Source organism: Pseudomonas sp. NPDC085632 (assembly GCF_044541255.1).
GTDB lineage: Bacteria > Pseudomonadota > Gammaproteobacteria > Pseudomonadales > Pseudomonadaceae > Aquipseudomonas.
On the sequence record NZ_JBITSX010000002.1, the window covers coordinates 1 to 24,044 of the forward strand.

Consider the following 24,044-nt stretch of genomic DNA (forward strand, 5'->3'; position numbering starts at 1 on the left):
TCGGGTAGAAGCGTTTGATCGCCAGATCCGCGTTGTCGATCAGGGTCATGCACGCCCACACACCGCGCGCGGAATCGCGGGCGGCGTTGGCGTCGCCTTCGAGGTACATGTTCAGACCGCCGGCGTTCCACACACCGAAACTCTGACCGGCAGTGCCCTTGAAGCGGAAGGTGATCGGCGCTTTAGCCATCCCCTGGTTGCCGTGCTTGCGGGCGATTTCGCCGGAGATCCGCGCGCCGATCGAACGGTCGCAGTTGCAGATGTCCAGGTCAAACTCGGCGCCGCTCATGTCGTTGATCGCCGACGAAGCCATCTCGACCATTTTCTCGGCCAGCAGACCTTTGTCGAACGGCGGGTTGCGCTCAACGCCGCAGAACTGTGGCTTGTCCGCCGGAATGTGATCGCTGCCCAACAGCGGCGTCAGATCCAGGTGGTTTTGCTTGGCGGTCTGGCCTTCGAGGATTTCCAGCAGATCAGTACGACCGATCAGCTCTTCGAGGGAACGCACGCCGAGCTTGGCCAGCCACTCACGGGTTTCTTCGGCGACGTAGGTGAAGAAATTCACCACCATGTCGACGGTACCGATGTAGTGATCCTTGCGCAGCTTCTCGTTCTGAGTCGCAACGCCGGTGGCGCAGTTGTTCAGGTGGCAGATACGCAGGTATTTGCAGCCCAGCGCGATCATTGGCGCAGTACCGAAGCCGAAGCTTTCCGCGCCAAGGATCGCCGCCTTGATCACGTCGAGGCCGGTTTTCAGGCCGCCGTCGGTCTGCACCCGGACTTTGCCGCGCAGGTCGTTGCCGCGCAGGGTCTGGTGGGTTTCGGCGAGGCCGAGTTCCCATGGTGCGCCAGCGTATTTGATCGAAGTCAGCGGCGAAGCACCGGTGCCACCGTCGTAACCGGAAATGGTGATCAAGTCCGCATAGGCCTTAGCCACACCGGCGGCGATGGTGCCGACGCCCGCTTCAGCCACCAGCTTCACCGAAACCAATGCTTTCGGGTTGACTTGTTTCAGGTCGAAAATCAGCTGCGACAAGTCTTCGATCGAGTAGATGTCGTGGTGCGGCGGTGGCGAAATCAGGGTTACGCCCGGCACCGCATAACGCAGCTTGGCGATCAAACCGTTCACTTTACCGCCCGGCAGTTGCCCGCCCTCGCCCGGTTTGGCGCCTTGCGCGACCTTGATCTGCAGCACTTCGGCGTTGACCAGGTATTCCGGGGTTACACCGAAACGGCCAGTCGCAACCTGCTTGATTTTCGAGCTCTTGATGGTGCCGTAACGTGCCGGATCTTCACCACCTTCGCCGGAGTTCGAACGCGCACCGAGGCGGTTCATGGCTTCGGCCAGGGCTTCGTGAGCTTCCGGCGACAAGGCGCCCAGCGAGATACCGGCGGAGTCGAAGCGCTTGAGCACCGATTCCAGCGGTTCGATTTCACTGATGTCCAGCGGCGTGTCGAGGGTCTTGACCTTGAACAGGTCGCGGATCATCGACACCGGACGATTGTCCACCAGCGAGGTGTATTCCTTGAACTTGGCGTAGTCGCCCTGCTGCACAGCGGCTTGCAGAGTGTTGACCACATCCGGGTTGTAGGCGTGATATTCGCCACCGTGGACGAACTTCAGCAGACCGCCCTGCTGGATCGGCTTGCGCGGACTCCAGGCTTCGGTGGCCAGCGCTTTCTGCTCGGCTTCGATGTCGACGAAACGCGCACCCTTGATGCGGCTCGGTACGCCACGGAAGCTCAGATCGCACACTTCTTCGGACAGGCCGATGGCCTCGAACAGTTGTGCACCACGGTACGAAGCAATGGTCGAAATGCCCATCTTCGACAGGATCTTCAGCAGACCTTTGGTGATGCCTTTGCGGTAGTTCTTGAACACCTCGTAGAGGTCGCCCAGCACTTCACCGGTGCGGATCAGGTCGCCCAGCACTTCGTAGGCCAGGAACGGATACACCGCCGAGGCGCCGAAACCGATCAGCACGGCGAAGTGATGCGGGTCACGGGCGGTTGCGGTTTCAACAAGGATGTTGGAATCGCAACGCAGGCCTTTTTCGGTCAGGCGGTGGTGCACGGCACCGGTCGCCAGCGAGGCGTGGATCGGCAGCTTGCCCGGAGCGATATGACGGTCGCTCAGGACGATCTGGGTCCGGCCGGCACGCACGGCTTCTTCAGCCTGATCGGCAACGTTGCGGATCGCCGCTTCGAGGCCGACGCTTTCATCGTAGTTGAGGTCGATGATCGCCCGTTCGAAACCCGGGCGGTCGAGGTTCATCAGCGAGCGCCACTTGGCCGGCGAGATCACTGGCGAGCTGAGGATCACGCGCGAGGCGTGTTCCGGCGACTCCTGGAAAATGTTGCGCTCGGCACCGAGGCAGATTTCCAGCGACATCACGATCGCTTCACGCAGCGGGTCGATCGGCGGGTTGGTGACCTGCGCGAACTGCTGGCGGAAATAGTCGTACGGCGTGCGCACGCGCTGGGACAGCACGGCCATCGGCGTGTCGTCGCCCATCGAGCCAACGGCTTCGTAGCCTTGTTCGCCGAGCGGACGCAGGACCTGATCGCGTTCTTCGAACGTGACCTGATACATCTTCATGTATTGCTTGAGCTGATCGACGTCGTAAAACGCCGAACCGTGGTCGTTGTCTTCCATGGTCGCCTGAATGCGCAGGGCATTCTTGCGCAGCCATTGCTTGTACGGATGACGGGATTTCAGACGGTTGTCGATCGCATCGGTGTCGAGGATCTGCCCGGTTTCGGTGTCCACGGCGAAGATCTGGCCAGGGCCGACACGACCTTTGGCAATCACATCTTCCGGCTTGTAGTCCCACACGCCGATTTCCGATGCGAGGGTGATGAAACCGTTGGTGGTGGTCACCCAGCGCGCCGGGCGCAGACCGTTACGGTCGAGCAGGCACACCGCGTAGCGACCATCGGTCATGACCACACCGGCCGGGCCGTCCCACGGCTCCATGTGCATCGAGTTGTACTCGTAGAACGCACGCAGATCCGGGTCCATGGTTTCGACGTTCTGCCACGCTGGCGGAATGATCATCCGCACGCCACGGAACAGGTCGATGCCACCGGTGACCATCAGCTCCAGCATGTTGTCCATGCTCGAGGAGTCGGAACCGACACGGTTGACCAGCGGGCCGAGCTCTTCCAGATCCATCAGATCGTTAGTGAACTTGGTCCGACGAGCCTGGGCCCAGTTACGGTTACCGGTGATGGTGTTGATCTCGCCGTTGTGGGCGAGGAAGCGGAATGGCTGAGCCAGCGGCCATTTCGGCAGGGTGTTGGTGGAGAAGCGCTGGTGGAATACGCAGATCGCGGTTTGCAGGCGCTCGTCACTCAGGTCCGGATAAAACGCGGCCAGGTCGGCCGGCATCATCAGGCCTTTATAGATGATGGTCTTGTGCGAAAAGCTGCAGATGTAATGGTCGGCGTCGACGGCGTTGGATACCGACGAACGACGACGCGCACTGAACAGCTTCACGGCCATGTCCTGATCGCTCAGGCCTTCGCCGCCGATGTACACCTGCTCGATCTGCGGCAGGCGCTCAAGGGCGAGGCGGCCGAGGACGCTGGTGTCGATGGGCACTTTGCGCCAGCCGATCAACTGCAGGCCTTCAGCGAGGATCTCGCGGTTCATGTTCTCGCGAGCGGCTTCGGCCTTGGCCGGATCCTGGTTGAAGAAGACCATGCCCACTGCATATTGCTTGGGCAACTCGACGCTGAAGGTTTCCTGGGCAATGGCCCGCAGGAACGCATCAGGCTTTTGAATCAGCAGACCGCAACCGTCACCGGTCTTGCCGTCGGCATTAATCCCACCGCGGTGGGTCATGCAGGTCAGGGCCTCAATGGCCGTTTGCAAAAGGGTATGACTGGGTTCGCCCTGCATATGGGCTATCAGGCCGAAACCGCAGTTATCCTTGAATTCATCTGGTTGGTACAGACCTGCTTTCATAGACACTTTCTCACCAGGCTGCCTCTTTTCGAGGCAAATTTCTTTTCAATTCAACCACTTGCATCCCGCGCCGAACGTACGCCAGCTTAGCAGGGGCAAAAGGGTGGTCATTGTACACAGCGACACAGAGGCTCACAAATTTGACGACGAAATGTCGCAAATTCATGTCGCATTTGTGAAAGGTTTAAAGCGATATGCTGTGCTAGTCAAAACTTTTTTAATTTTGACCGCAACGACTCAAAGACTACTGTGACGCAGACACCACAAGGCACGCGGCCCGTAAGGGCGGCGCGCACTCGTAGAAATTTTGAGGTGCTTGGAGAGGCGGCCTGGGTAAGGCCGCCGAATCTTCAGCGAGTTGTTGCCAGTTCCTGTTGGACGCTGGCGACAGTGCGAGGCCAAGGTTTACCAGCCTGAACCTTCGCTGGCAAGGCCTTGATGGCAGAAACGGCCGCATCACGATTGGCAAAGTTGCCGTAGGTGATCACGTAAAGTGGTTTGCCGTTGAGGACTTTCTTGAAATAACGGTACTCGCCGCCCTGCTCCTTGACGAAGTTTTGCGCGGCGGATTCCGAGCTCGTACCAAGGATCTGCACCACGTAGTTGCCGGTCGGCTGACCCGCGTACCAACTGCCACCGGCAGCTTTTGCGACGGTAACCGGCTTCTCGGCCGGTTTAGCCGCTGCAACTGGCTTGGCTGGCGCTGGAGCCGGTTTCGCTGCAGGTGCTGCCGGAGCAGGCTTGGCGGTGGCGACTTGCGTCGGCGCTGGCGTAGGCTTGGTGGCTGGCAACGGCACCGGTGTCGGCGCAGGACCGGCCGGAACCCCGGCAGGCGGTGCGGAAGTGGTTACGGTTGGCGGCGTGGCGCTGGAGCCTTCGAGCGGCACGCCGTCGTCACCTTCAGTAATACCACCGGCCGCCTCGGCCAGCGGGCCGCGCATCACCGGTTGCGAGTTGCCGACCAGCGGCAGCGGCATCGGTTGTGTATTACCGGCGAACTCGACGTTCGGCGCGCCGCCATTGGCTGCGCCCTGGCCCAATGGCAACTGTGCCTGCTCATTGGCCGGTGCACCGGTGGTCGGCGCCTTGTTGCGACCCGGCATCAGCCAGGCGGCAGCGACCGCGACCACAACGACGGCGGAAATCGCCAATACGTGTTTCTTCGGCATGTTGAACCCCATACTTGGACGCTTGACCGCAGAGCGGCTGGCAATCATGACTTCGATCAGAGCATCGCGAGCGACCTGGTTGATGTTGCCCGGCCAACCCTCGGCGCTTTCGTGAATATCAGAGATCTGATCCGCGGTGAAAAGTTCGACACCCCGGCCGGCCCCTTCGAGCCGTTGGTCGAGATACTCGCGGGTCTCTTCTTCGGTGTACGGCTGCAATTCGATGACATGGAAACGCTCTTCCTCAAGGTGCAAAGCCTCAAGCTGAGCGATCAGCGACGACTCACCGAACAGGAACACATGCGGACGGCCTTCCGGTGCGCCGGCACCCAGCGCCATCAGCGCTTCGAGCGCGGATTCGTCGAGCTGCTCGGCATCATCCACCAGCAGATAGACTTCCTGGCCGGTCAGTGCGAGCTGCACCACCTGATCCAGAATCGCACCAACTTCGGCCTGAGCGACATTCAGTGCCTGCGCCACTTGGCGCAGCACGCCAGCGGCATCACCGGCGCCACGGGCGGAAATCACCACGCTCTGCACAGACTGCTTGTTGGTGCTGGCGACCAGCGCTTGGCGCAGCAGCGTCTTGCCGCTGCCTTGCGGGCCAGTGACCACCAGCAGCAACTGGCTGTAACGCGCCAGATGATGCAATTGACCCAGCACCGGTTTGCGCTGGGCCGGGAAGAACTTGAAGCCCGGTACGCGTGGCGCGAACGGGTCGTGACTTAACTGGAAATGGCCGAGGAACGCCTCGTCGGCATGCAAACTAGTCATCGGAATCTTATTAACCTTTAAGCTGAGCCAGGGCGCGGTAATCCGCTCCCAGCGTGGCCTGTAGAACCTCTTTCGGATAATCGTCGGTCACTACCGCTTCGCCCATCCGGCGCAGCAGCACCAGGCGCAGACGACCGTCGATCACTTTTTTGTCGATTGCCATGTGTTGAAGAAAATCGGCCTGGGTCATTTCAGTCGGTGGCACCACCGGCAAACCGGCGCGCAGGAACAGACGGATGCCACGATCGCGCTCCGCATCACTGATCCAGCCCAGGCGCGCGGACATTTCCAGCGCCATCACTGTGCCAGCGGCGACCGCCTCTCCATGTAGCCAGACACCATAGCCCATGTGGGTCTCGATGGCGTGGCCGAAGGTGTGGCCGAGATTGAGCGTGGCGCGTACGCCGGTTTCCTTCTCATCGGCGCCGACCACCGCAGCCTTGGCCGCGCAGGAACGCTCGATGGCGTAAGTCAGGGCCTTCTGGTCCAGGGCGCGCAGGGCGTCGACGTTGTCTTCGAGCCAGCTCAGAAACGGCTCGTCGCAGATCAGCCCGTACTTGATGACTTCGGCCAGACCGGCGGACAGCTCGCGCTCTGGCAGGGTTTTCAGGGACGCCGTATCGATCAGCACCACGTTCGGCTGATAGAACGCGCCGACCATGTTCTTGCCCAGCGGATGGTTGATGCCGGTCTTGCCACCCACCGACGAATCGACTTGGGACAGCAACGTGGTAGGAATCTGGATGAAGTCGACGCCGCGCTGATAGCAGGACGCGGCGAAACCAGCCATGTCGCCGATCACACCGCCGCCGAGGGCGATCACGGTGGTGCGGCGGTCATGACGGGCGGTCAGCAGGCCGTCGAAGATCAGTTGCAGGGTTTCCCAGTTCTTGAAGGCTTCGCCGTCCGGCAGCACCACGGAGATCACCGAGAACTGCGCCAGGCTGCGGGTCAGACGTTCGAGATAGAGCGGCGCAACGGTCTCGTTGGAGATGATTGCCACCTGCCGCCCATGGATGTGCGGAGCCAGCAGCTCAGGCTGATCCAACAAACCTTCGCCAATATGAATCGGGTAGCTGCGCTCGCCTAGATCGACCTTGAGTGTCTGCATGTGTCCCCACAGTGAAGATGGAAGCAGGCGTCCTGCCCTGAATTATTGGTTGTCTGCGGCCTATAGCGGGTATGACGCCGCTCGCACGCCATCCGCCACAACCTCGGTGGGCTGTGACAGGACGTCGAGGATAGCGCATTTCGGGCGATGCTTTAACGGGGTGGCAGCTGCGCGAGGCGATCAAGAATGTCGAGGACCACCATGCGTGGCGGCCGTTCGTCGGTTTCCACCACCAGATCGGCGATTTCCCGATAAAGCGGATCACGGATCGCCAGCAGATCACGCAGGGTTTTTTCAGGATTGGCGGTGCGCAGCAACGGCCGATTGCGGTCGCGCGCGGTACGGCCGACTTGCTGTTCGACAGAGGCGTGCAGGTACACCACGCGCCCGCCCTCATGGAGGGCCTTGCGATTGGCATCGCGCATCACCGCGCCACCACCGGTCGCCAACACCACACCATCGAACGCGCACAGCTCGGCGATCATCGCCTGCTCACGGTCACGAAAGCCGGGCTCGCCTTCCTTGTCGAAGATCCACGGGATATTGGCGCCCGTGCGCAATTCAATTTCCTTGTCGGAATCTTTGAACGGCAGGCGCAGCTCTTTGGCCAGTAACCGGCCGATGGTGCTTTTGCCAGCACCCATCGGTCCTACAAGAATCAAATTTCGCACAGAATCAACGACTCACAGCAATCGCCTGGTTATTCATGATACGTGGTGTGAGAAATACCAGCAGCTCGGATTTTTTCTCCGAAACCACATCACGCCGGAAAAGGCGGCCAAGATACGGCACATCGCCAAGAAATGGCACCTTATCTACGACCTTGCTTTGAGTATTTGAGAAAACGCCCCCAATCACGATGGTTTCGCCGTCGTTGACCAGCACCTTGGCGTTGACCTCGTTTTTCTTGATCGGCGGCACATCCTGCACCTTGTTCAGGTAGTCCGGTTCGTCCTTGGTGACCTTGACCTCCATGATGATGCGGTTGTCCGGGGTGATCTGCGGGGTGACTTCCAGCGACAGCGAGGCCTCCTTGAACGACACCGACGTCGCGCCGCTGGAGCTGGCTTCCTGATACGGAATCTCGGTGCCCTTGAGGATCTTCGCGGTTTCCTTGTCGGAGGTGACCACTTTCGGCTGCGAGACGATTTCGCCGTTGCCGGTCTTCTCCATCGCGGTCAGCTCGAGATCCAGCAATACGTTGTCAGTGATGAAGGCGATACCGATACCGGAGGTATTGCCCACTGTGCCCATGTCGACGAACGGCGAGTTGGTGCTCGTGCTACCCGGCGTGCCGATCGTGGTCGATGAGCCATTGCTGACGCCCGAGGTATTCCAGTTACCCTTGTTCTGGATCGACCCACCCCAACGCACGCCCAGGCTCTTGTCGTAATCGACGTTGGCCTCGACGATGCGCGCCTCGATCATCACCTGCCGCACCGGAATATCCAGTTGTGCCACGATCCGCCGCAGCTCATCGAGTCGATCCTGGGTCTGATAGGCAATGATGTTGTTGGTCCGCTCATCGACCGTGATCGAGCCACGTTCGTCGATTTTCGTCTCAGCACTGGTCACCGACTGAAAGAGCTTGGCGATGTCCGCCGCCTTGGCGTAATTCACTTGTAGCAGCTCGCGGCGCAACGGTGCCAGTTCGGCGATCTGTTTCTGCGACTCCAGTTCCTGCCGCTCGCGGGCGGCAATTTCATCGGCCGGCGCAACAAGCAGTACATTGCCGATCTTGCGTTTATCCAGCCCCTTGGTTCTCAAAACCAGATCCAGCGCCTGATCCCACGGCACATTCTGCAGGCGCAAGGTGATACCACCCTGCACGGTATCGCTGGCGACCAGGTTGAGGTTGGTGAAGTCGGCGATCAGTTGCAGCACCGAGCGCACGTCGATGTCCTGGAAGTTCAGCGAGAGCTTTTCGCCGACGTAAGCCTGACGATCAGCGTTACGCTTTTGCAGGTCATCGACCGTCATCGGGCGGACGCTGATGGTCAGTTTGTTGTCGGTCTGGAAGGTCGAGTACTCATAAGTGCCGCTGGGTTCAACGGTAATAACCGTGCGATCAGCGGTCACTCCGGCATTGACGAACTGCACCGGGGTGGCGAAATCCTTGACGTCGAGGCGCACCCGCAGCTTGTCCGGCAACTGCGTGCGGGCGAAGCTGAGGATGATCTTGCCGTCATGCTCCTGAATATCCGGGGCGATGGTCGGATCGGACAGATCGATGACGATATTGCCTTCCCCCGCCGTACCGCGCTGGAAGTCCACACCACGAATCGCCCGGTTTTTCGGCACAAAGGCCTTGGCGGGCGCAGCCGCTTTAGCATTAGCACGAGGTGCAACGGCAGCAGGACGCGGCGCCGCTGCGGGGGCGCCCTGACCGACCACCACGAACAGGTTATTGCCTTCGACCCGCGTCGTGTAAGGCGCCAGTTGCGTGAGACTGACAATCAGCCGAGTCCGCTCCTTGGCCTCGACCACCGTGGCCGTGCGCGCATTACCACTGCCCAGATCAAGGTTCTTGCTGGCCAGTTGACTGGCGACACCGGGCAGATCCAGCGCAATCCGCGCCGGTGATTCGGTGGTGTAGCCCTTCGGTTGTGGCGGTGGGCCGTCGAACGACAACTTCAGCTCGACGCGATCACCCGGCAACGCCGCCACGTCCAGCGTCTTCAGATTGGCCGCGACTACCATCGGCGACAACAGCGCTATCCATAGCGAAAAACCGAGGGTGGAGAAAATCCTGTTCATTGTTCGACTTCCACTATGAGTGCTCTTTCAAAGGAATGGTGCGCGGACGCTCCAGCCAGGCGCCTTCGCCGTCGGGCACGATTTCGACCACATCGACCTGGGTGGCGCTGATGGCGACGATGCGACCGTCGTTGCGCCCAAGGTAATCGCCGACTTTCAGCCGGTGCACCCCGCCTGCTCCGCGCAACAACGCGAAGGAGCCGGAAACATTGGCGATCGTGCCGACCATCTCGAACTGCTCGATGTTGAAACCTTCGAGGTATTGCTTGACCCGGTTGGGGTCGGGTTTGACGTTGCGTGACCCATGCTTCTGCCCGGCCAGATCGACCCGCACCTGGCGCGAGAACGGACTGCGCAGATTGGCCGCGCTATAAGTGAATATGGGGTAAGACCGGAATGTCGGTGCGGGTTCAATCTTGCCTGCCGGGCGCAGGCGTACTTCATTCATGTAGGCATCAAGATCGCTGAAGTCATCGCTGCCACCACAACCGTTCAGCGCGAGCAACGTCATCGACAAAGCGATGTAACGAATCGGGGTCATTTCTGCAGCCCCTTGTCGTTATAGCGATAGGTCTTGGCAAGGATGCTCATGCGCAGCTTCGGCCCGCCCTCTTTGTCGACGGGGGCAAGTTCGAAATCATGCAAGGTGACAATGCGCGGCAGCCCGGCCACGCCACTGACGAAAGTGGCCAGGTCGTGATAGGCGCCGGTGACGGTGATCTGGATCGGTAGCTCGATGTAAAACTGCTGAGTGACCTCCGGCAGCAGTTTGATCTCTTCGAACTCCAGGCCACTGCCCAGACCAGTGCGGGTGATATCTTCGAGCAGGCCCGGCACTTCAGTGTCACTGGGCAATTGCCGTAGCAACACGCCGAAGGTATTTTCCATCTCCTTCATTTGCTGGGTGTACAGCTCAAGATTGGCTGACAAGCGCGCCTTGCTCGCGAATTGTTCCTTGAGCGTGGCCTCTTCTTCGCGCTTGGCCTCCAACTGGTTTTCCATATCACTGATAAAAAAGTTATAGCCCAGCGCCAACACCAGCACCATCAACAGCGCCCCGGCGATGGCTTTCACTGCCGCCGGCCACGAGCCGATGTTGCTCGTATCGAGGTCGTTGAAATCAATGTCCCGCAGAGTTTCCAGCCAGTTGGACGGCTTCATTGCTCGTCCTCCAGGGTCTTGGGCTGGGTCTGCCGAACGGTCAGTTCAAAGGTGTTGGCCTGATCCACCTGGCCTGCGGTCGTCGACTTCACCTCATTGAGGCTCGGCGCGTCGAACCAGTCGGAGGCATCCAGATTGCGCATCAGCTCGGAGACCCGGTTATTCGATTCTGCTGCACCGTTGATCGACAGGGTTTTACCGACCATCTTCACGTCGGTGAAATACACACCGTCCGGCAACGTACGCGCCAACTGATCGAAGATTCGCCCGCTGATCTGCCGGTTGCCTTGCAAATCCTGAATGATGCGCATGCGTTCGACCAGTTGCTGACGGCGTGCCTTGAGTTCGCTGATCTGCTTGATTCGTTCGTCGACCACGGCGATCTGCTTGCCGATGTAGTCGTTGCGTACCACTTGTCGCTCAATGGCCGCACTGATGATCTGATCGGCAATGAGCACCGCACCGACCGATCCTGCCACAACGCCGATCAAGGCCAGCAGGAAGCGCTTGCGCCGCTCTTCACGACGCTCCTCGCGCCAGGGTAGGAGGTTGATCCGCGCCATCAGTCGAAACTCCTGAGCGCGAGCCCGCAGGCGATCATCAGGGCTGGCGCATCGCTGGCCAATGCTCCGGCGTTGACCTTGCTGCTCAAGGCCATATTGGAAAACGGGTTGGCCACTTGTGTTGGCGTGCTCAGACGCTGCTCGATCAGCCGATCCAGCCCAGGCACTGACGCCGTGCCGCCGGCCAGCAGAATGTGGTCAACCGCGTTGTATTGCCCCGAGGCGAAGAAGAACTGCAGCGAGCGTGACACCTGCTGTACCAGCGCCTCACGAAACGGCTGCAAGACTTCGCTGATGTAATCATCGGGCAGGCCACCCTGTTTTTTCGCCAGCCCCGCCTGTTCGACGGTCAGGCCATAACGCCGCTGGATTTCCTCGGTCAGTTGTCGGCCGCCGAACAATTGCTCGCGGGTGTAGATGATCTTGCCGTTGTGCAGGACGCTGAGGGTGGTCATGGTTGCACCGATGTCGACCACAGCGACGGTCAGGCGCTCCTGCGAGGCGGCCAGTTGCGTCGCGAGCAAGCCGAACGAGCGCTCCAGCGCATAGGCTTCGACATCGACTACCCGCGCCGTCAGTCCGGCCAGAGCCAGTGCTGCTTCGCGGACTTCGACGTTTTCCTTGCGACACGCGGCCAGCAGCACGTTGACCCGCTCAGGGTTGCGCGGCGATACACCCTGGACTTCGAAATCGATGGCGACTTCGTCCAGCGGATAGGGAATGTACTGGTCGGCTTCGATCTTCAGCTGGTTTTCCAGTTCATCGTCGGAAAGCCCCGCGTCCATCTCGATGACTTTAGTGATCACGGCGGAACCGGCCACCGCAACCGCCACGCTCTTGAGCCCGGTACGGGCCTTGATCAGCACCCGGCTCAGGGCCTGACCAACGCCTTCCAGCTCGGCGATGTTCTTTTCGACCACGGCGTTGACCGGCAAAGGTTCAACCGCGTACGCCTCGACCCGGTAGCGATCACCCTGACGGCTCAGTTCCAGCAGCTTCACTGACGTGGAGCTGATGTCGATCCCCAGTAACGTATTGGTCTTTTTATTGAAGAGTCCCAGCACTACCAATTCCCTATGACTTTCCGTGAGTTACGGACTCTGTAATACGCATTGCGTTCCTTCACCCCGTCTTGACAGAAGCGCAAATGACGCCTCCAGCAGAAAAGTGCTTATAATGCCCAGCGTTTTTTTCCGCTTTTTACTGCCCGCGCGGATGGTTCTGTGTGTAGCCGGAACCCCGTCGCCAAATTCATTCTTTGCACTGGATGTCCAAACGCCTTGATTCGTCTGCTGAAATTTTTCGGTTGGTCCATCGTCGCCGTTTTCTGCGGACTGCTTTTAGGTCTCAGCGGCGCGTTTCTTTACCTTAGTCCGGGTTTGCCGTCTGTGGAGGCTCTGCGAAGCATTCAGTTGCAGATTCCGTTGCGGGTCTACTCCAGCGACAACAAGTTGATCGCAGAATTTGGCGAAATGCGCCGGACTCCGATCCGTTTCGCCGACATTCCCCCCAATTTCATTAATGCGTTACTAAGTGCTGAAGACGACAATTTCGCCAACCACTATGGCGTCGATCCGAGCAGCCTGATGCGCGCCGCGACGCAACTGGTCAAAAGCGGGCACATTCAGTCGGGCGGCAGCACCATCACCATGCAGGTGGCGAAGAACTTCTTCCTGACCAGCGAACGCAGCTTCTCGCGCAAAACCACCGAAATCCTTCTGGCCCTGCAGATCGAACGACAGCTGACCAAGGACGAGATCCTTGAGCTGTACGTGAACAAGATCTATCTGGGCAACCGTGCCTATGGCATCGAAGCGGCCGCGCAGGTGTATTACGGCAAGTCGATCCGTGACGTTAGCCTGGCGCAGATGGCGATGATCGCCGGTCTGCCGAAAGCGCCTTCGCGCTTCAATCCGCTGGCCAACCCGGCGCGCAGCAAAGAACGTCGCGACTGGATCCTCGGGCGCATGTACAAGCTCGGCAAGATCAGCGAAACGGACTACACCGCCGCGATCAACGAGCCGCTGAACGCCAGCTATCACGTGCCGACCCCGGAAGTGAACGCGCCGTACATCGCCGAGATGGCCCGCGCCGAAATGGTCGGCCGCTATGGCAGTGACGCCTACACCGAAGGTTTCCGCGTCACTACCACAGTGCCGAGCAACCTGCAGGAAATGGCTAACACCGCGCTGCACGAAGGCCTGATGACCTACGACCAGCGTCACGGCTATCGTGGCCCCGAGTCGCGCCTGCCAGGCAAGACTCGCGAGGCCTGGGCCAGCGAACTGACCAAACAACGCACCATCAGCAGCCTCGAGCCGGCCATCGTCACCCAAGTCGACAAGAACGGCCTGCAAGTGCTGACCCGCACCGGCGAAGAACACGTCGCCTGGGACACCATGAAATGGGCGCGACCATTCCTCAACACCAACAGCATGGGCGCCAATCCGCGCCAGCCGTCGGATGTTGCGCAGGTCGGCGATCTGGTTCGCGTGCAGCGTCAGAAAGACAATTCGCTGAAATTCAGCCAGATCCCGCAGGCACAAGGCGCGCTGGTGTCGCTGGATCCGCAGAACGGTGCGATTCGCTCGCTGGTCGGCGGCTTCGCATTCGAACAGAGCAACTACAATCGCGCCATGCAGGCCAAGCGTCAGCCGGGTTCGAGCTTCAAGCCGTTCGTCTACAGTGCTGCGCTGGACAGCGGCTACACCGCTGCCACGCTGGTCAACGACGCGCCGATCGTATTCGTCGACGAGTACCTGGACAAGGTCTGGCGTCCGAAGAACGACACCAACACCTTCCTCGGCCCGATCCGCTTGCGTGAGGCGCTGTACAAGTCGCGCAACCTCGTATCGATCCGCTTGCTGCAGGCGATGGGCGTGGGCAAGACCATCGACTACATTACCCGCTTCGGTTTCAACAAGCAGGACCTGCCGCCAAACCTGTCGCTGGCGCTGGGCACCGCAACGCTGACACCGATGGAGATTGCGACCGGTTGGAGTACGTTCGCCAACGGTGGCTACAAGATCACCCCGTACATCATCGACAAGATCGAAAGCCGCAACGGCGACACGCTGTTCGTCGCCAACCCGCCGACCGTGCCACAGGGTGGTTCGGCGACGGACGGTATCGCTGCGCCGGATGCTCAATCTTTCACGGTCAATGCCGCACCGGTTCCGGGTGAAGCACCGGGCAACGCTGCCGTACCGCAAGCGCCGGCGGTGGCTGAGCGGATCGTCGATGGTCGCACCACGTACATCCTCAACAGCATGCTGCAGGACGTGATCAAGCTCGGCACCGGCCGTCGCGCACTGGCCATGGGCCGCAGCGACATCGCCGGCAAGACCGGTACCACCAACGAATCGAAAGATGCCTGGTTCTCCGGTTACAACGCCGATTACGTGACCACGGTCTGGACCGGTTTCGACCAGCCGGAAAGCCTCGGTCGTCGCGAGTTCGGCGGTACTGTGGCGTTGCCGATCTGGATGAACTACATGTCGGCTGCGCTGAAAGACAAGCCGCCGCACGTGCAGCCTGAGCCGGAAGGCTTGCTGAGCCTGCGCGTGGACCCGGTCAGTGGCCGTGCGGCGACGCCGAGCACGCCGGGCGCGTACTTCGAGCTGTTCAAGTCTGAAGACACGCCACCGTCGGTGAATGAACTGGGCAATGGCACGGCGCCGGGCAGCCCGCTGCCGGCGGATGAGCAGGCGCCGATCGATTTGTTCTGATCCAGCGGCATTGAAAAGCCCCGCCTTCGTGAGAAGTGCGGGGCTTTTTTATGGCTGAAGATCAAGAGCCCCTCACCCTAGCCCTCTCCCAGAGGGAGAGGGGACTGACCAAGTTGTCTAGCGCTCTACATCGACCTGAGAGAGCTGTGTCGATTATGGATTCAAAACAATACGTTCAGGTCGGCGTAACTTCCGAACATCCCCCAATCAGTCCCCTCTCCCCCTGGGAGAGGGTTAGGGTGAGGGCCCTTGTCGATATGAAATGCGATCCTGAGAATTCCCGAAAACAAAAAAGCCCCGACTCTCACGAGCCGGGGCTTTCGGTTGAAGCGCTACAACGGCTTAGCCGTTGAACACGTCATCCACGCTTTTCAGCGGGTAGTTCTTCGGATACGGCAGGGTAGCCACACCGGTCTCGATTGCGGCTTTGGCCACAGCATCGGAGATCAGGGTGATCAGGCGCTTGTCCATTGGCTTCGGAATGATGTACTCACGACCGAATTCCAGCGGAGCGCCACCGTAGGCATCGCACACGTCCTGTGGAACAGGCAGCTTGGCCAGTTCACGCAGGGCGTTGGCGGCAGCCACTTTCATTTCTTCGTTGATGCGCTTGGCGCGAACGTCCAGGGCACCACGGAAGATGAACGGGAAGCCCAGTACGTTGTTGACCTGGTTCGGGTAGTCCGAACGGCCGGTGGCCATGATCACGTCGCTACGGGTGGCGTGTGCCAGTTCCGGGGAGATTTCCGGATCCGGGTTCGAGCACGCGAACACGATCGGGTTGGCTGCCATCGACAGCAGGCCTTCAGCGCTCAGCAGGTTCGGGCCGGACAGACCGACGAACACGTCAGCGCCTGCCAGTGCGTCAGCCAGGCTGCGCTTGTCAGTGGCGTGAGCGAACACGGCTTTGTACTGGTTCAGGTCGTCACGGCCGGAGTGGATCACGCCGGTACGGTCAACCATGAAGATGTTTTCGATGCGTGCGCCCATGCTCACCAGCAATTTCATGCAGGAGATGGCGGCAGCACCGGCGCCCAGGCAGACGATTTTCGCTTCCGGCAGGGTTTTGCCAGCGATTTCCAGGGCGTTGATCATGCCCGCAGCGGTCACGATCGCGGTGCCGTGCTGGTCATCGTGGAATACCGGAATGTCACACTGCTCGATCAGAGCACGTTCGATCTCAAAGCACTCGGGTGCCTTGATGTCTTCCAGGTTGATGCCACCGAAGGTGATGGAGATGCGTTTTACGGTGTCGATGAAGGCTTGCGGGCTTTCGGAATCGACTTCGATGTCGAAAACGTCGATGCCGGCGAAGCGCTTGAACAGCACGCCTTTACCTTCCATCACTGGCTTGGAAGCCAATGGGCCGAGGTTGCCCAGACCGAGAATCGCGGTGCCATCGGAAATGACTGCAACCAGGTTGCCCTTGCCGGTGTATTTGTAGGCCAGTTCAGGATCGCGAGCGATCTCACGCACTGGTTCAGCTACGCCGGGGCTGTAGGCCAGCGACAAGTCGCGAGCGGTAGCAGTGGCCTTGGTGAGCTCGACACTCAGCTTCCCTGGACGAGGATTGGCATGATATTCGAGAGCGGCAGTTTTCAGATCAGACATTTTGGCATTCCGCTTTTTACTGTTGGACAGACTGGTCAGCGAGGATACGCGCCTCGCAAAGTCCCCACAAGACTGAGCGGTCACCCCTGTCAAGCGCCCTGCCCTACGACTTTGGGCCAAGAGCCACGGCGCACAAGGGCTGGACTGTTCACAATCGACAGAAAAAATGTCTACAATTTTTCTTCAGGGCGGCGTTTGCAACATTGATGGATCGGTCAGCGGAAGTAGCCAACGCGACTGACCGGATTGCAATCCGCCGCGCCGCGAGCGATCAACGATCCAGCCGCGAGCCTCGATTTGCCTGCCTTTCAGCGCCTGTACCCGGGCATTGTCGAATTGTCCGACCAGATTGGGCGCAACGCGCAATACAAGCGCGTCCTGCAACTCGATCCAGATTCCCCCGCGATTGCGCTGAACCTTGCTCACACGCCCACTGACCACAGCAAAACCCGAGCGCTGGATCTGCTCCGCTTTCAGTACAGGCGACTGCCGCCAGAGGCCCAACCCGGCCTTTCGCGCGCTGCGTTCGGCGGCCTGCTGACAGGCAACAAGATCGACATTCGGCGCAACGGCGACCTGGAAACCGAGGCCATCGGCGAGCATCTGCGCTTCGAGATTGGCACCGCTGGCGCTGTAAATATGCGCAAGCGTACGCCCGTAATGGTCTTTGGCTTGCTTGCCGGCGCGCAAACCGACACGTCCGCCGCTGGCATCGACCAGCGCTTGCAGGCGCTTGCGTGCGGCCACCGCGAAGGCTTCATCGCTGCGGCCCTGCTTGCCCAGTTCAGGCGTGTTGAGGCCGATCATCCGCACGCTGCGGCCATCGCTCAAACGCAAGGTGTCGCCATCGACCACGCGCTGCACTGCGACGCTGGTCAGTCCCGAAGGCGCCGGACAAAAGGCTTGCGCGCCGGACAACCAAATCGCAGACACAAAAAAGGCGCCCGCGAGGGACGCCTTTTTCAGCAACGAGGAAAAGCCCACCGGGCCCTTCAACCTTACTCTGCAGCAGGTTTCTTGCCGAAAGCACCGAAACGGTCTGCGAACTTCTGAACGCGACCACCGGTGTCCAGAGTCTTCTGCTTACCGGTGTAGAACGGGTGGCATTCGTTGCACACGTCGATTGGCAGAGCTTTGCCGAAAGTCGAACGGGTTTCGAACTTGTTGCCACAGCTGCAGGTAACAGCGATGACTGGGTAATTCGGGTGGATATCAGCTTTCATGGTGTCTTCCTCAGCTAGCGTGCCGCCATCCAACACTATTGTTGAATACCGCACGTAATTAGGCCGCGGATTCTACCAGACCTTTTCAATCACGCAAGCTGTCACCGAGACCGACCGTCTGCTAGGCTCCCGGCCCAATACGCGATCCCCTGTAGGAGCGAGCCTGCTCGCGATAGCGGTCTGCCATTCAACATTGATGTCATCTGATACACCGCTATCGCGAGCAGGCTCACTCCTACATTAGGTATGTGCCATGCCCTTGTTCTGCTTATAGAGATCCCCCCGCGTGCCCGACGCCATTCTGCGCCTCGCTTTGCCTTCGCCCCTGCGCCGCCTGTTCGACTATCGAGCGCCGGCCGGCGTGCTGCGCGAGCAATTGCAGCCGGGCATGCGCCTGCGGGTGCCGTTCGGTCGACGCGAGATGATCGGAATTCTGGTCGAGGTCACCGACACCAGTGAAGTGCCGGTGGAGAAACTCAAACCGGCGCTGGCCCTGCTCGATGCCACGCCGCCGCTGCCACCGGCGCTGTTCAAGCTGTGCCTGTGGACATCACAGTATTATCAGCACAGCCTCGGCGACACCCTGAACTGGGCACTGCCAGTCCTGCTGCGTCAGGGTGAGCTGGCCGAAGCCCGTCAAGAGCGCTTCTGGTCGATCACGCCCGGTGCCAGCCTCGATGACCCGCGCATTGCCCGCGCCCCGCGCCAGCGTGAAGCACTGGCGACGCTGGCCCAGCACCCCCACGGCGTTGCCCATCAGTTGCTGAGCAAACTGATGCTGAGCAAGGACAGCCTCGACCTGCTGCTGGCCAAGGGTCTGGTGCAAGTCGAGATCCGTCGTCACGCACCAGGCGCGCGCCATGAACATTGGCTGGCGCAACCGGAATTGCCGCTGAACACCGAACAACGCGCCGCGTACGAAGCGATCCGCGCCGGTTTCGACAGTTATCACGCGTTCCTGCTGGCCGGGGTTACCGGCAGCGGCAAGACCGAAGTTTATTTGCAGTTGATCCGCGAAACCCTCGAAGCCGGCAAGCAGGCGCTGGTGCTGATCCCGGAGATCAACCTCGGCCCGCAGACCCTGGCGCGCTTTGAGCAGCGTTTCAACGCGCGGATCGCCTTGCTGCACTCGGCAGTCAATGACCGCGAGCGCCTCGACGCCTGGCTCGCCGCCCGGGATGGCGAGGCCGACATTATTATTGGCACCCGATCGGCGCTGTTTACGCCGATGAAGAATCCCGGGCTGATTATCATCGACGAAGAGCACGACGGCTCTTATAAACAGCAGGAAGGTTTGCGCTACCACGCCCGCGATCTGGCGCTGGTGCGTGCGCGCCAGGAAAACATCCCGATCGTGCTTGGCTCCGCAACGCCGTCGCTGGAAAGCCTGCACAACGCCTACACCGGTCGCTACGGCCTGCTGCGCCTCAACGAGCGCGCCGGTGGCGCCAAACAACCTCGTTTCCTGCGCCTGGACGTGAAAAGCCGCCCACTGGACAGCGGGATTTCCGGGCCGATGCAACAAGCCATCGGCCAGACCCTCGCCAACGGCCAACAGGTGCTGGTGTTCCTCAACCGTCGCGGCTTTGCGCCGACGCTGCTCTGCCACGATTGCGGCTGGATGTCCGAGTGTTCACGTTGCGATGCGCGAATGACCGTGCACCAGCGTTACGGAGAACTGCGCTGCCACCATTGCGGTTACGTCGAGCGCACCCCGCGCCAGTGCCCGAAGTGCAACAAGGTTGACTTGCGGCCCGTGGGCGCCGGCACCGAGCGCGCCGAAGAACGCCTGGCGATTCTGTTTCCGGACTATCCGGTGCTGCGCGTTGACCGCGACAGCACATCGCGCAAAGACGCGATGAATCAGCTGTTCGCGACGATTCAGAAGGGCCAGCCGTGCATTCTGGTCGGCACGCAGATGTTGGCCAAGGGGCACCACTTTCCACGAGTGACGCTGGTGTCGATCCTCGATGCTGACGGCGGCTTGTTCTCCGGCGACTTCCGCGCCAGCGAGCGCATGGCGCAGTTGATCGTGCAGGTCGCCGGACGTGCCGGGCGAGCGGAAGAGCCGGGCAAGGTGATCATTCAGACGCACCTCGCCGACCATCCTTTACTGGTGCAACTCACCGAACAAGGCTACTTCGCCTTTGCCGAACAAGCCTTGAGCGAACGCCGGGCTGCCGGGTTGCCACCGTTTGCGCATCTGGCGTTGTTGCGTGCCGAAGCGCACAAACCCGGACAGGCGGAAGGCTTTCTCGATGAGGCGTGCAGTGAGGCTGAGCGCCTGTTGGCTGAACAGAATTTGAGCGGAATCGAATTGCTCGGGCCAGTGCCGGCACCGATGGAGCGCCGTGCCGGCCGGTATCGCGCGCAGCTGTTGTTGCAGGCGAACGCGCGGGCACCGCTGCATCGGTTGCTGGCGAGCTGGTTGCTGGTACTGGAGCAAATGCCGAGCGGGCGGGCGGTGCGCTGGTCGCTGGATGTCGATCCGGTCGATTTGTATTGAAGATCAAAAGATCGCAGCCTTCGGCAACTCCTACAGGGTTAATCGCGTTTACCTGTAGGAGTTGCCGCAGGCTGCGATCTTTTGCCTTTAATGTCACCACATATCCATAAGCTGCCTGCTAAGGTTGGCAAGCCCGTCTTCGCAACGGATAATGCCCAGTTTTTCCACCCGCGCATCGATGCGCCCGCCGCGCTTGCGGTCGAAAGAGAAGACCATGAAAGACACCATTCGCCAGCTGATCCAACAAGCCCTCACCCAACTCGTCAACGAAGGTGTGTTGCCTGAAGGCCTGACGCCGGCGATCCAGGTGGAGAACGCCCGCGACAAGACCCACGGCGACTTCGCCAGCAACATCGCGATGATGCTGGCCAAGCCTGCGGGCATGAAGCCGCGCGATCTGGCGGAAAAAATCATCGCCACGCTGCCGGCTGACGAGAACGTCACCAAGGCCGAAATCGCCGGCCCGGGCTTCATCAACTTCTTCCAGAACACCCAGGCGCTGGCTTCGCGTCTCGACGCTGCGTTGGCTGATGCCCATGTTGGCGTGCGCAAGGCCGGCCCGGCGCAGCGCACCGTGGTCGACCTGTCGGCACCGAATCTGGCCAAAGAGATGCACGTTGGCCACTTGCGCTCGACCATCATTGGCGACGGCGTGGCCCGCGTCCTCGAATTCCTCGGCGACGAGGTGATCCGTCAGAACCACGTCGGCGACTGGGGCACCCAGTTCGGCATGCTGATGGCCTATCTGCAGGAAAACCCGATCACCAGCGACGAGCTGTCTGACCTGGAAAACTTCTACCGCGCCGCCAAACAGCGTTTCGACGAGTCCGCAGAATTCGCCGACCGCGCCCGTGGTCTGGTGGTCAAGCTGCAGGCCGGCGATGCCGAGTGCCTGGCGCTGTGGACCAAGTTCAAGGACATCTCGCTGTCGCACTGCCAGAAGATCTACGAACTGCTCAACGTCAAACTGACCATGGCCGACGTGATGGGCGAAAGCGCCTACAACGACGACCTGATCAACGTGGTCAACGACCTGAAAGCGGCCGGCATGCTGGTCGAGAGCAACGGCGCGCAGTGCGTGTTCCTCGACGAGTTCAAGAACGCCGACGGCGGCCCGCTGCCGGTGATCATCGTCAAGGCTGACGGCGGTTACCTCTACGCCACCACTGACCTCGCGGCCGTGCGCTACCGCAGCGGCAAACTGAAAGCCGATCGCGCGTTGTACTTCGTCGACCAGCGTCAGGCCCTGCACTTCCAGCAAGTGTTCGCCGTGGCGCGCAAGGCTGGCTTCGTGACCCATCCGATGGAGATGGAACACATGGGCTTCGGCACCATGAACGGCGCCGACGGCCGTCCGTTCAAGACCCGTGACGGCGGCACCGTGAAGCTGATCGACCTGCTGACCGAAGCGCAGGAACGCGCCTACAACCTGGTGAAAGAAAAGAACCCTACGCTTGCCGAAGACGAGCTGCGCAACATCGCCAAAGTCGTCGGCATCGGCGCGGTGAAATACGCCGACCTGTCGAAGCACCGCACCAGCGACTACAGCTTCAACTTCGACCTGATGCTGAATTTCGAAGGCAACACCGCGCCGTACCTGCTTTACGCTTACACCCGCGTGGCCGGCGTGTTCCGCAAACTGGGCAAGGACTTCAGCGAAGTCGACGGCCAGATCGTCCTCGAAGCGGCGCACGAACAAGAACTGGCGGCGAAACTGGCGCAGTTCGGCGAAGTGCTGAACAACGTGTCCGACAAAGGCACGCCGCACATTCTCTGCACTTATCTGTACGACGTTGCCGGCCTGTTCTCCAGCTTCTACGAGAACTGCCCGATCCTCGCTGCCGAAACCCCGGCCCAGATGCAGAGCCGTCTGCGTCTGGCCGCGCTGACCGGTCGCACCCTCAAGCAAGGCCTGGAGCTGTTGGGTCTGGAAACTCTGGAGCGTATGTAAGTTGGCTGCCAAGAAAAAACCTGCACCCAAGCGTGGCGCCAGCCGTTACCAAGCTCCTGCGAAGCAACCGATTCCGGGTTGGCTGTGGATGGCCATCGGCCTCACGGTCGGCGCGTTTATCGTGTTCCTGATGAAGCTGGAACCAGGCAAGGGCAGCGACACGGTCAAGCGTGAGAAGGTCGAACAGGCGCAACAGCAGAAAGCGTCGAAAATCGCCGAGGCCAACAAGACCCCGCCGAGCCCGACCCAACCAGTGAAGCCGAAGTACGACTTCTACACCCTGCTGCCGGAATCGGAAGTGATCGTGCCGCCGGATGCGGTGCCGGAGAAGACCTTGCCGACGCCACAAGTGCCGGCCATCCCGACCACGCCGGTGACCCCGGCGGAAGCGGCGAAGATCGACACCGCGCGCGCTCAGGCAGCCTTGGCCGGTATTACCCCGCCGCCAGCGCCACCGGTGAGCAAAGCGGCGCCGGTGACCAAGTTCTTCCTGCAGGCCGGTTCGTTCCGCAAGGAAACCGATGCCGACAAGGTCCGCGCGCAGATCATTCTGCTCGGTCAGGCGGTGGCGGTTGAATCCGGCACGGTGAAGGATGAAACCTGGTATCGCGTTTTGGTCGGCCCGTTCAGTAACCGTGAACAGCTGACCACGGCGCAGAAACAACTGGCCGGCGCCGGCTTCAGCAACCTGTTGTTACAACAACGCCAGAGCCGCTGATACACCGACGATCGTTCCCTCGCTCTGCGTGGGAATGCCTCAAGGGACGCTCTGCGTCGCAGCAGTGAAGGGACGCGGAGCGTCCCGGGCTGCATTCCCACGCAGAGCGTGGGAACGATCAAATAAAAGACGCCGCTCGTCCCCTCTCCTGCGCTACGGTTGAAATCCTCTCCAGCACCCCCATATGAATGGGCATAAGGCACTTTCGCCCCGCTGTGTGGAGACTCTTCCCTTGACCACCATCGTTTCAGTCCGCCGTCACGGCAAAGTCGTCATGGGCGGCGACGGCCAGGTTTCTCTCGGCAATACCGTGATGAAAGGCAACGCGAAAAAAGTTCGTCGCCTGTACCACGGTCAGGTCATCGCCGGTTTTGCCGGTGCCACCGCCGACGCCTTTACCCTCTTCGAACGTTTCGAAGGCCAGCTCGAGAAACACCAGGGCCACCTGGTGCGCGCCGCTGTCGAACTCGCCAAAGAATGGCGCACCGACCGCTCCCTGAGCCGCCTCGAAGCGATGCTCGCGGTTGCCAACAAAGACGCTTCGCTGATCATCACCGGCAACGGTGACGTGGTCGAACCTGAAGATGGCCTGATCGCCATGGGTTCCGGCGGCGGTTACGCGCAGGCTGCGGCCAGCGCCCTGTTGAAAAAGACCGACCTGTCGGCCCGCGAAATCGTCGAAACCGCGCTCGGCATCGCTGGCGACATCTGTGTATTCACCAACCACACTCAGACCATTGAGGAGCAGGATCTCGCCGAATAAGCCTGTCTTGGCCACCGTGCCACGGCTTGTTTGTGCTTG

The 24,044-nt window shown here is 60.6% G+C and carries 18 protein-coding genes; 5 read left to right on the forward strand and 13 right to left on the reverse strand.

Going from position 1 to position 24,044, the window contains the following annotated elements:
• The 9 genes from gltB to ACIF4X_RS01925 form a co-directional block, all read right to left on the reverse strand.
• Positions 1–3,970 (reverse strand): glutamate synthase large subunit (gene gltB, locus ACIF4X_RS01885; protein ID WP_397480717.1); only part of this gene is annotated, 3,970 nt, incomplete at its 3' end.
• 350 nt (positions 3,971–4,320) lie between these two features.
• Complete coding sequence (locus ACIF4X_RS01890; RefSeq protein WP_397480718.1) at positions 4,321–5,913, reverse strand: AAA family ATPase; 1,593 nt, start codon at positions 5,911–5,913, stop codon at positions 4,321–4,323.
• Positions 5,914–5,923: 10 nt separating this feature from the next.
• On the reverse strand, positions 5,924–7,024 hold the full coding sequence (gene aroB, locus ACIF4X_RS01895) for a 3-dehydroquinate synthase (protein WP_397480719.1): 1,101 nt from the start codon (positions 7,022–7,024) through the stop codon (positions 5,924–5,926).
• A gap of 152 nt (positions 7,025–7,176) precedes the next feature.
• Positions 7,177–7,695 carry a shikimate kinase AroK gene (aroK, locus tag ACIF4X_RS01900; RefSeq protein WP_025110261.1) on the reverse strand — a complete coding sequence of 173 codons (519 nt, stop codon included), beginning with the start codon at positions 7,693–7,695 and terminating at the stop codon, positions 7,177–7,179.
• A 4-nt stretch (positions 7,696–7,699) separates the two neighbouring features.
• Positions 7,700–9,781 (reverse strand): type IV pilus secretin PilQ, encoded by a 2,082-nt coding sequence (gene pilQ, locus ACIF4X_RS01905; protein ID WP_397480720.1) that lies wholly within the window; start codon positions 9,779–9,781, stop codon positions 7,700–7,702.
• 13 nt (positions 9,782–9,794) lie between these two features.
• Positions 9,795–10,322, reverse strand: a complete 528-nt coding sequence (locus ACIF4X_RS01910; RefSeq protein WP_397480721.1) for a pilus assembly protein PilP — start codon at positions 10,320–10,322, stop codon at positions 9,795–9,797.
• Positions 10,319–10,942, reverse strand: coding sequence for a type 4a pilus biogenesis protein PilO (gene pilO, locus ACIF4X_RS01915; RefSeq protein ID WP_397480722.1), 624 nt, complete (start codon positions 10,940–10,942; stop codon positions 10,319–10,321). The genes ACIF4X_RS01910 and pilO overlap by 4 nt, the downstream gene beginning before the upstream one ends.
• On the reverse strand, positions 10,939–11,505 hold the full coding sequence (locus tag ACIF4X_RS01920) for a PilN domain-containing protein (protein WP_397480723.1): 567 nt from the start codon (positions 11,503–11,505) through the stop codon (positions 10,939–10,941). Before ACIF4X_RS01920 ends, pilO begins: the two co-directional genes overlap by 4 nt.
• Positions 11,505–12,569 carry a pilus assembly protein PilM gene (locus ACIF4X_RS01925; RefSeq protein ID WP_397480724.1) on the reverse strand — a complete coding sequence of 355 codons (1,065 nt, stop codon included), beginning with the start codon at positions 12,567–12,569 and terminating at the stop codon, positions 11,505–11,507. The genes ACIF4X_RS01920 and ACIF4X_RS01925 overlap by 1 nt, the downstream gene beginning before the upstream one ends.
• A gap of 216 nt (positions 12,570–12,785) precedes the next feature.
• Here ACIF4X_RS01925 and ACIF4X_RS01930 point away from each other — a divergent pair, with 216 nt between their 5' ends.
• Positions 12,786–15,233 (forward strand): penicillin-binding protein 1A, encoded by a 2,448-nt coding sequence (locus ACIF4X_RS01930; protein ID WP_397480725.1) that lies wholly within the window; start codon positions 12,786–12,788, stop codon positions 15,231–15,233.
• Positions 15,234–15,575: 342 nt separating this feature from the next.
• Here the strand turns inward: ACIF4X_RS01930 and ACIF4X_RS01935 are convergent, their stop codons facing one another.
• From ACIF4X_RS01935 to rpmE, 3 genes are all read right to left on the reverse strand, one after another.
• Entirely contained in the window at positions 15,576–16,844 is a 1,269-nt protein-coding gene (locus ACIF4X_RS01935) for a malic enzyme-like NAD(P)-binding protein (RefSeq protein WP_064117089.1), read from the reverse strand.
• A 183-nt stretch (positions 16,845–17,027) separates the two neighbouring features.
• Positions 17,028–17,828: a thermonuclease family protein gene (locus tag ACIF4X_RS01940; protein WP_397480726.1), complete on the reverse strand. Its 801-nt coding sequence runs from the start codon at positions 17,826–17,828 to the stop codon at positions 17,028–17,030.
• 14 nt (positions 17,829–17,842) lie between these two features.
• Complete coding sequence (gene rpmE / locus ACIF4X_RS01945; protein WP_397480727.1) at positions 17,843–18,067, reverse strand: 50S ribosomal protein L31; 225 nt, start codon at positions 18,065–18,067, stop codon at positions 17,843–17,845.
• 286 nt (positions 18,068–18,353) lie between these two features.
• Here rpmE and ACIF4X_RS01950 point away from each other — a divergent pair, with 286 nt between their 5' ends.
• Positions 18,354–20,573, forward strand: coding sequence for a primosomal protein N' (locus ACIF4X_RS01950; RefSeq protein WP_397480728.1), 2,220 nt, complete (start codon positions 18,354–18,356; stop codon positions 20,571–20,573).
• 93 nt (positions 20,574–20,666) lie between these two features.
• On the opposite strand, the gene ACIF4X_RS01955 is transcribed toward ACIF4X_RS01950, so the two are convergent.
• Positions 20,667–20,789: a hypothetical protein gene (locus ACIF4X_RS01955; RefSeq protein ID WP_256579857.1), complete on the reverse strand. Its 123-nt coding sequence runs from the start codon at positions 20,787–20,789 to the stop codon at positions 20,667–20,669.
• On the opposite strand from ACIF4X_RS01955, the gene argS reads away from it, so the two are divergent.
• From argS to hslV, 3 genes are all read left to right on the forward strand, one after another.
• Positions 20,788–22,524 carry an arginine--tRNA ligase gene (gene argS, locus ACIF4X_RS01960; RefSeq protein ID WP_397480729.1) on the forward strand — a complete coding sequence of 579 codons (1,737 nt, stop codon included), beginning with the start codon at positions 20,788–20,790 and terminating at the stop codon, positions 22,522–22,524. The two genes, ACIF4X_RS01955 and argS, sit on opposite strands and share 2 nt — an antisense overlap.
• A gap of 1 nt (position 22,525) precedes the next feature.
• Complete coding sequence (locus ACIF4X_RS01965; RefSeq protein ID WP_007909385.1) at positions 22,526–23,242, forward strand: SPOR domain-containing protein; 717 nt, start codon at positions 22,526–22,528, stop codon at positions 23,240–23,242.
• Positions 23,243–23,474: 232 nt separating this feature from the next.
• Positions 23,475–24,005, forward strand: a complete 531-nt coding sequence (gene hslV, locus ACIF4X_RS01970; RefSeq protein WP_016984593.1) for an ATP-dependent protease subunit HslV — start codon at positions 23,475–23,477, stop codon at positions 24,003–24,005.
• Positions 24,006–24,044: the final 39 nt, after the last annotated feature.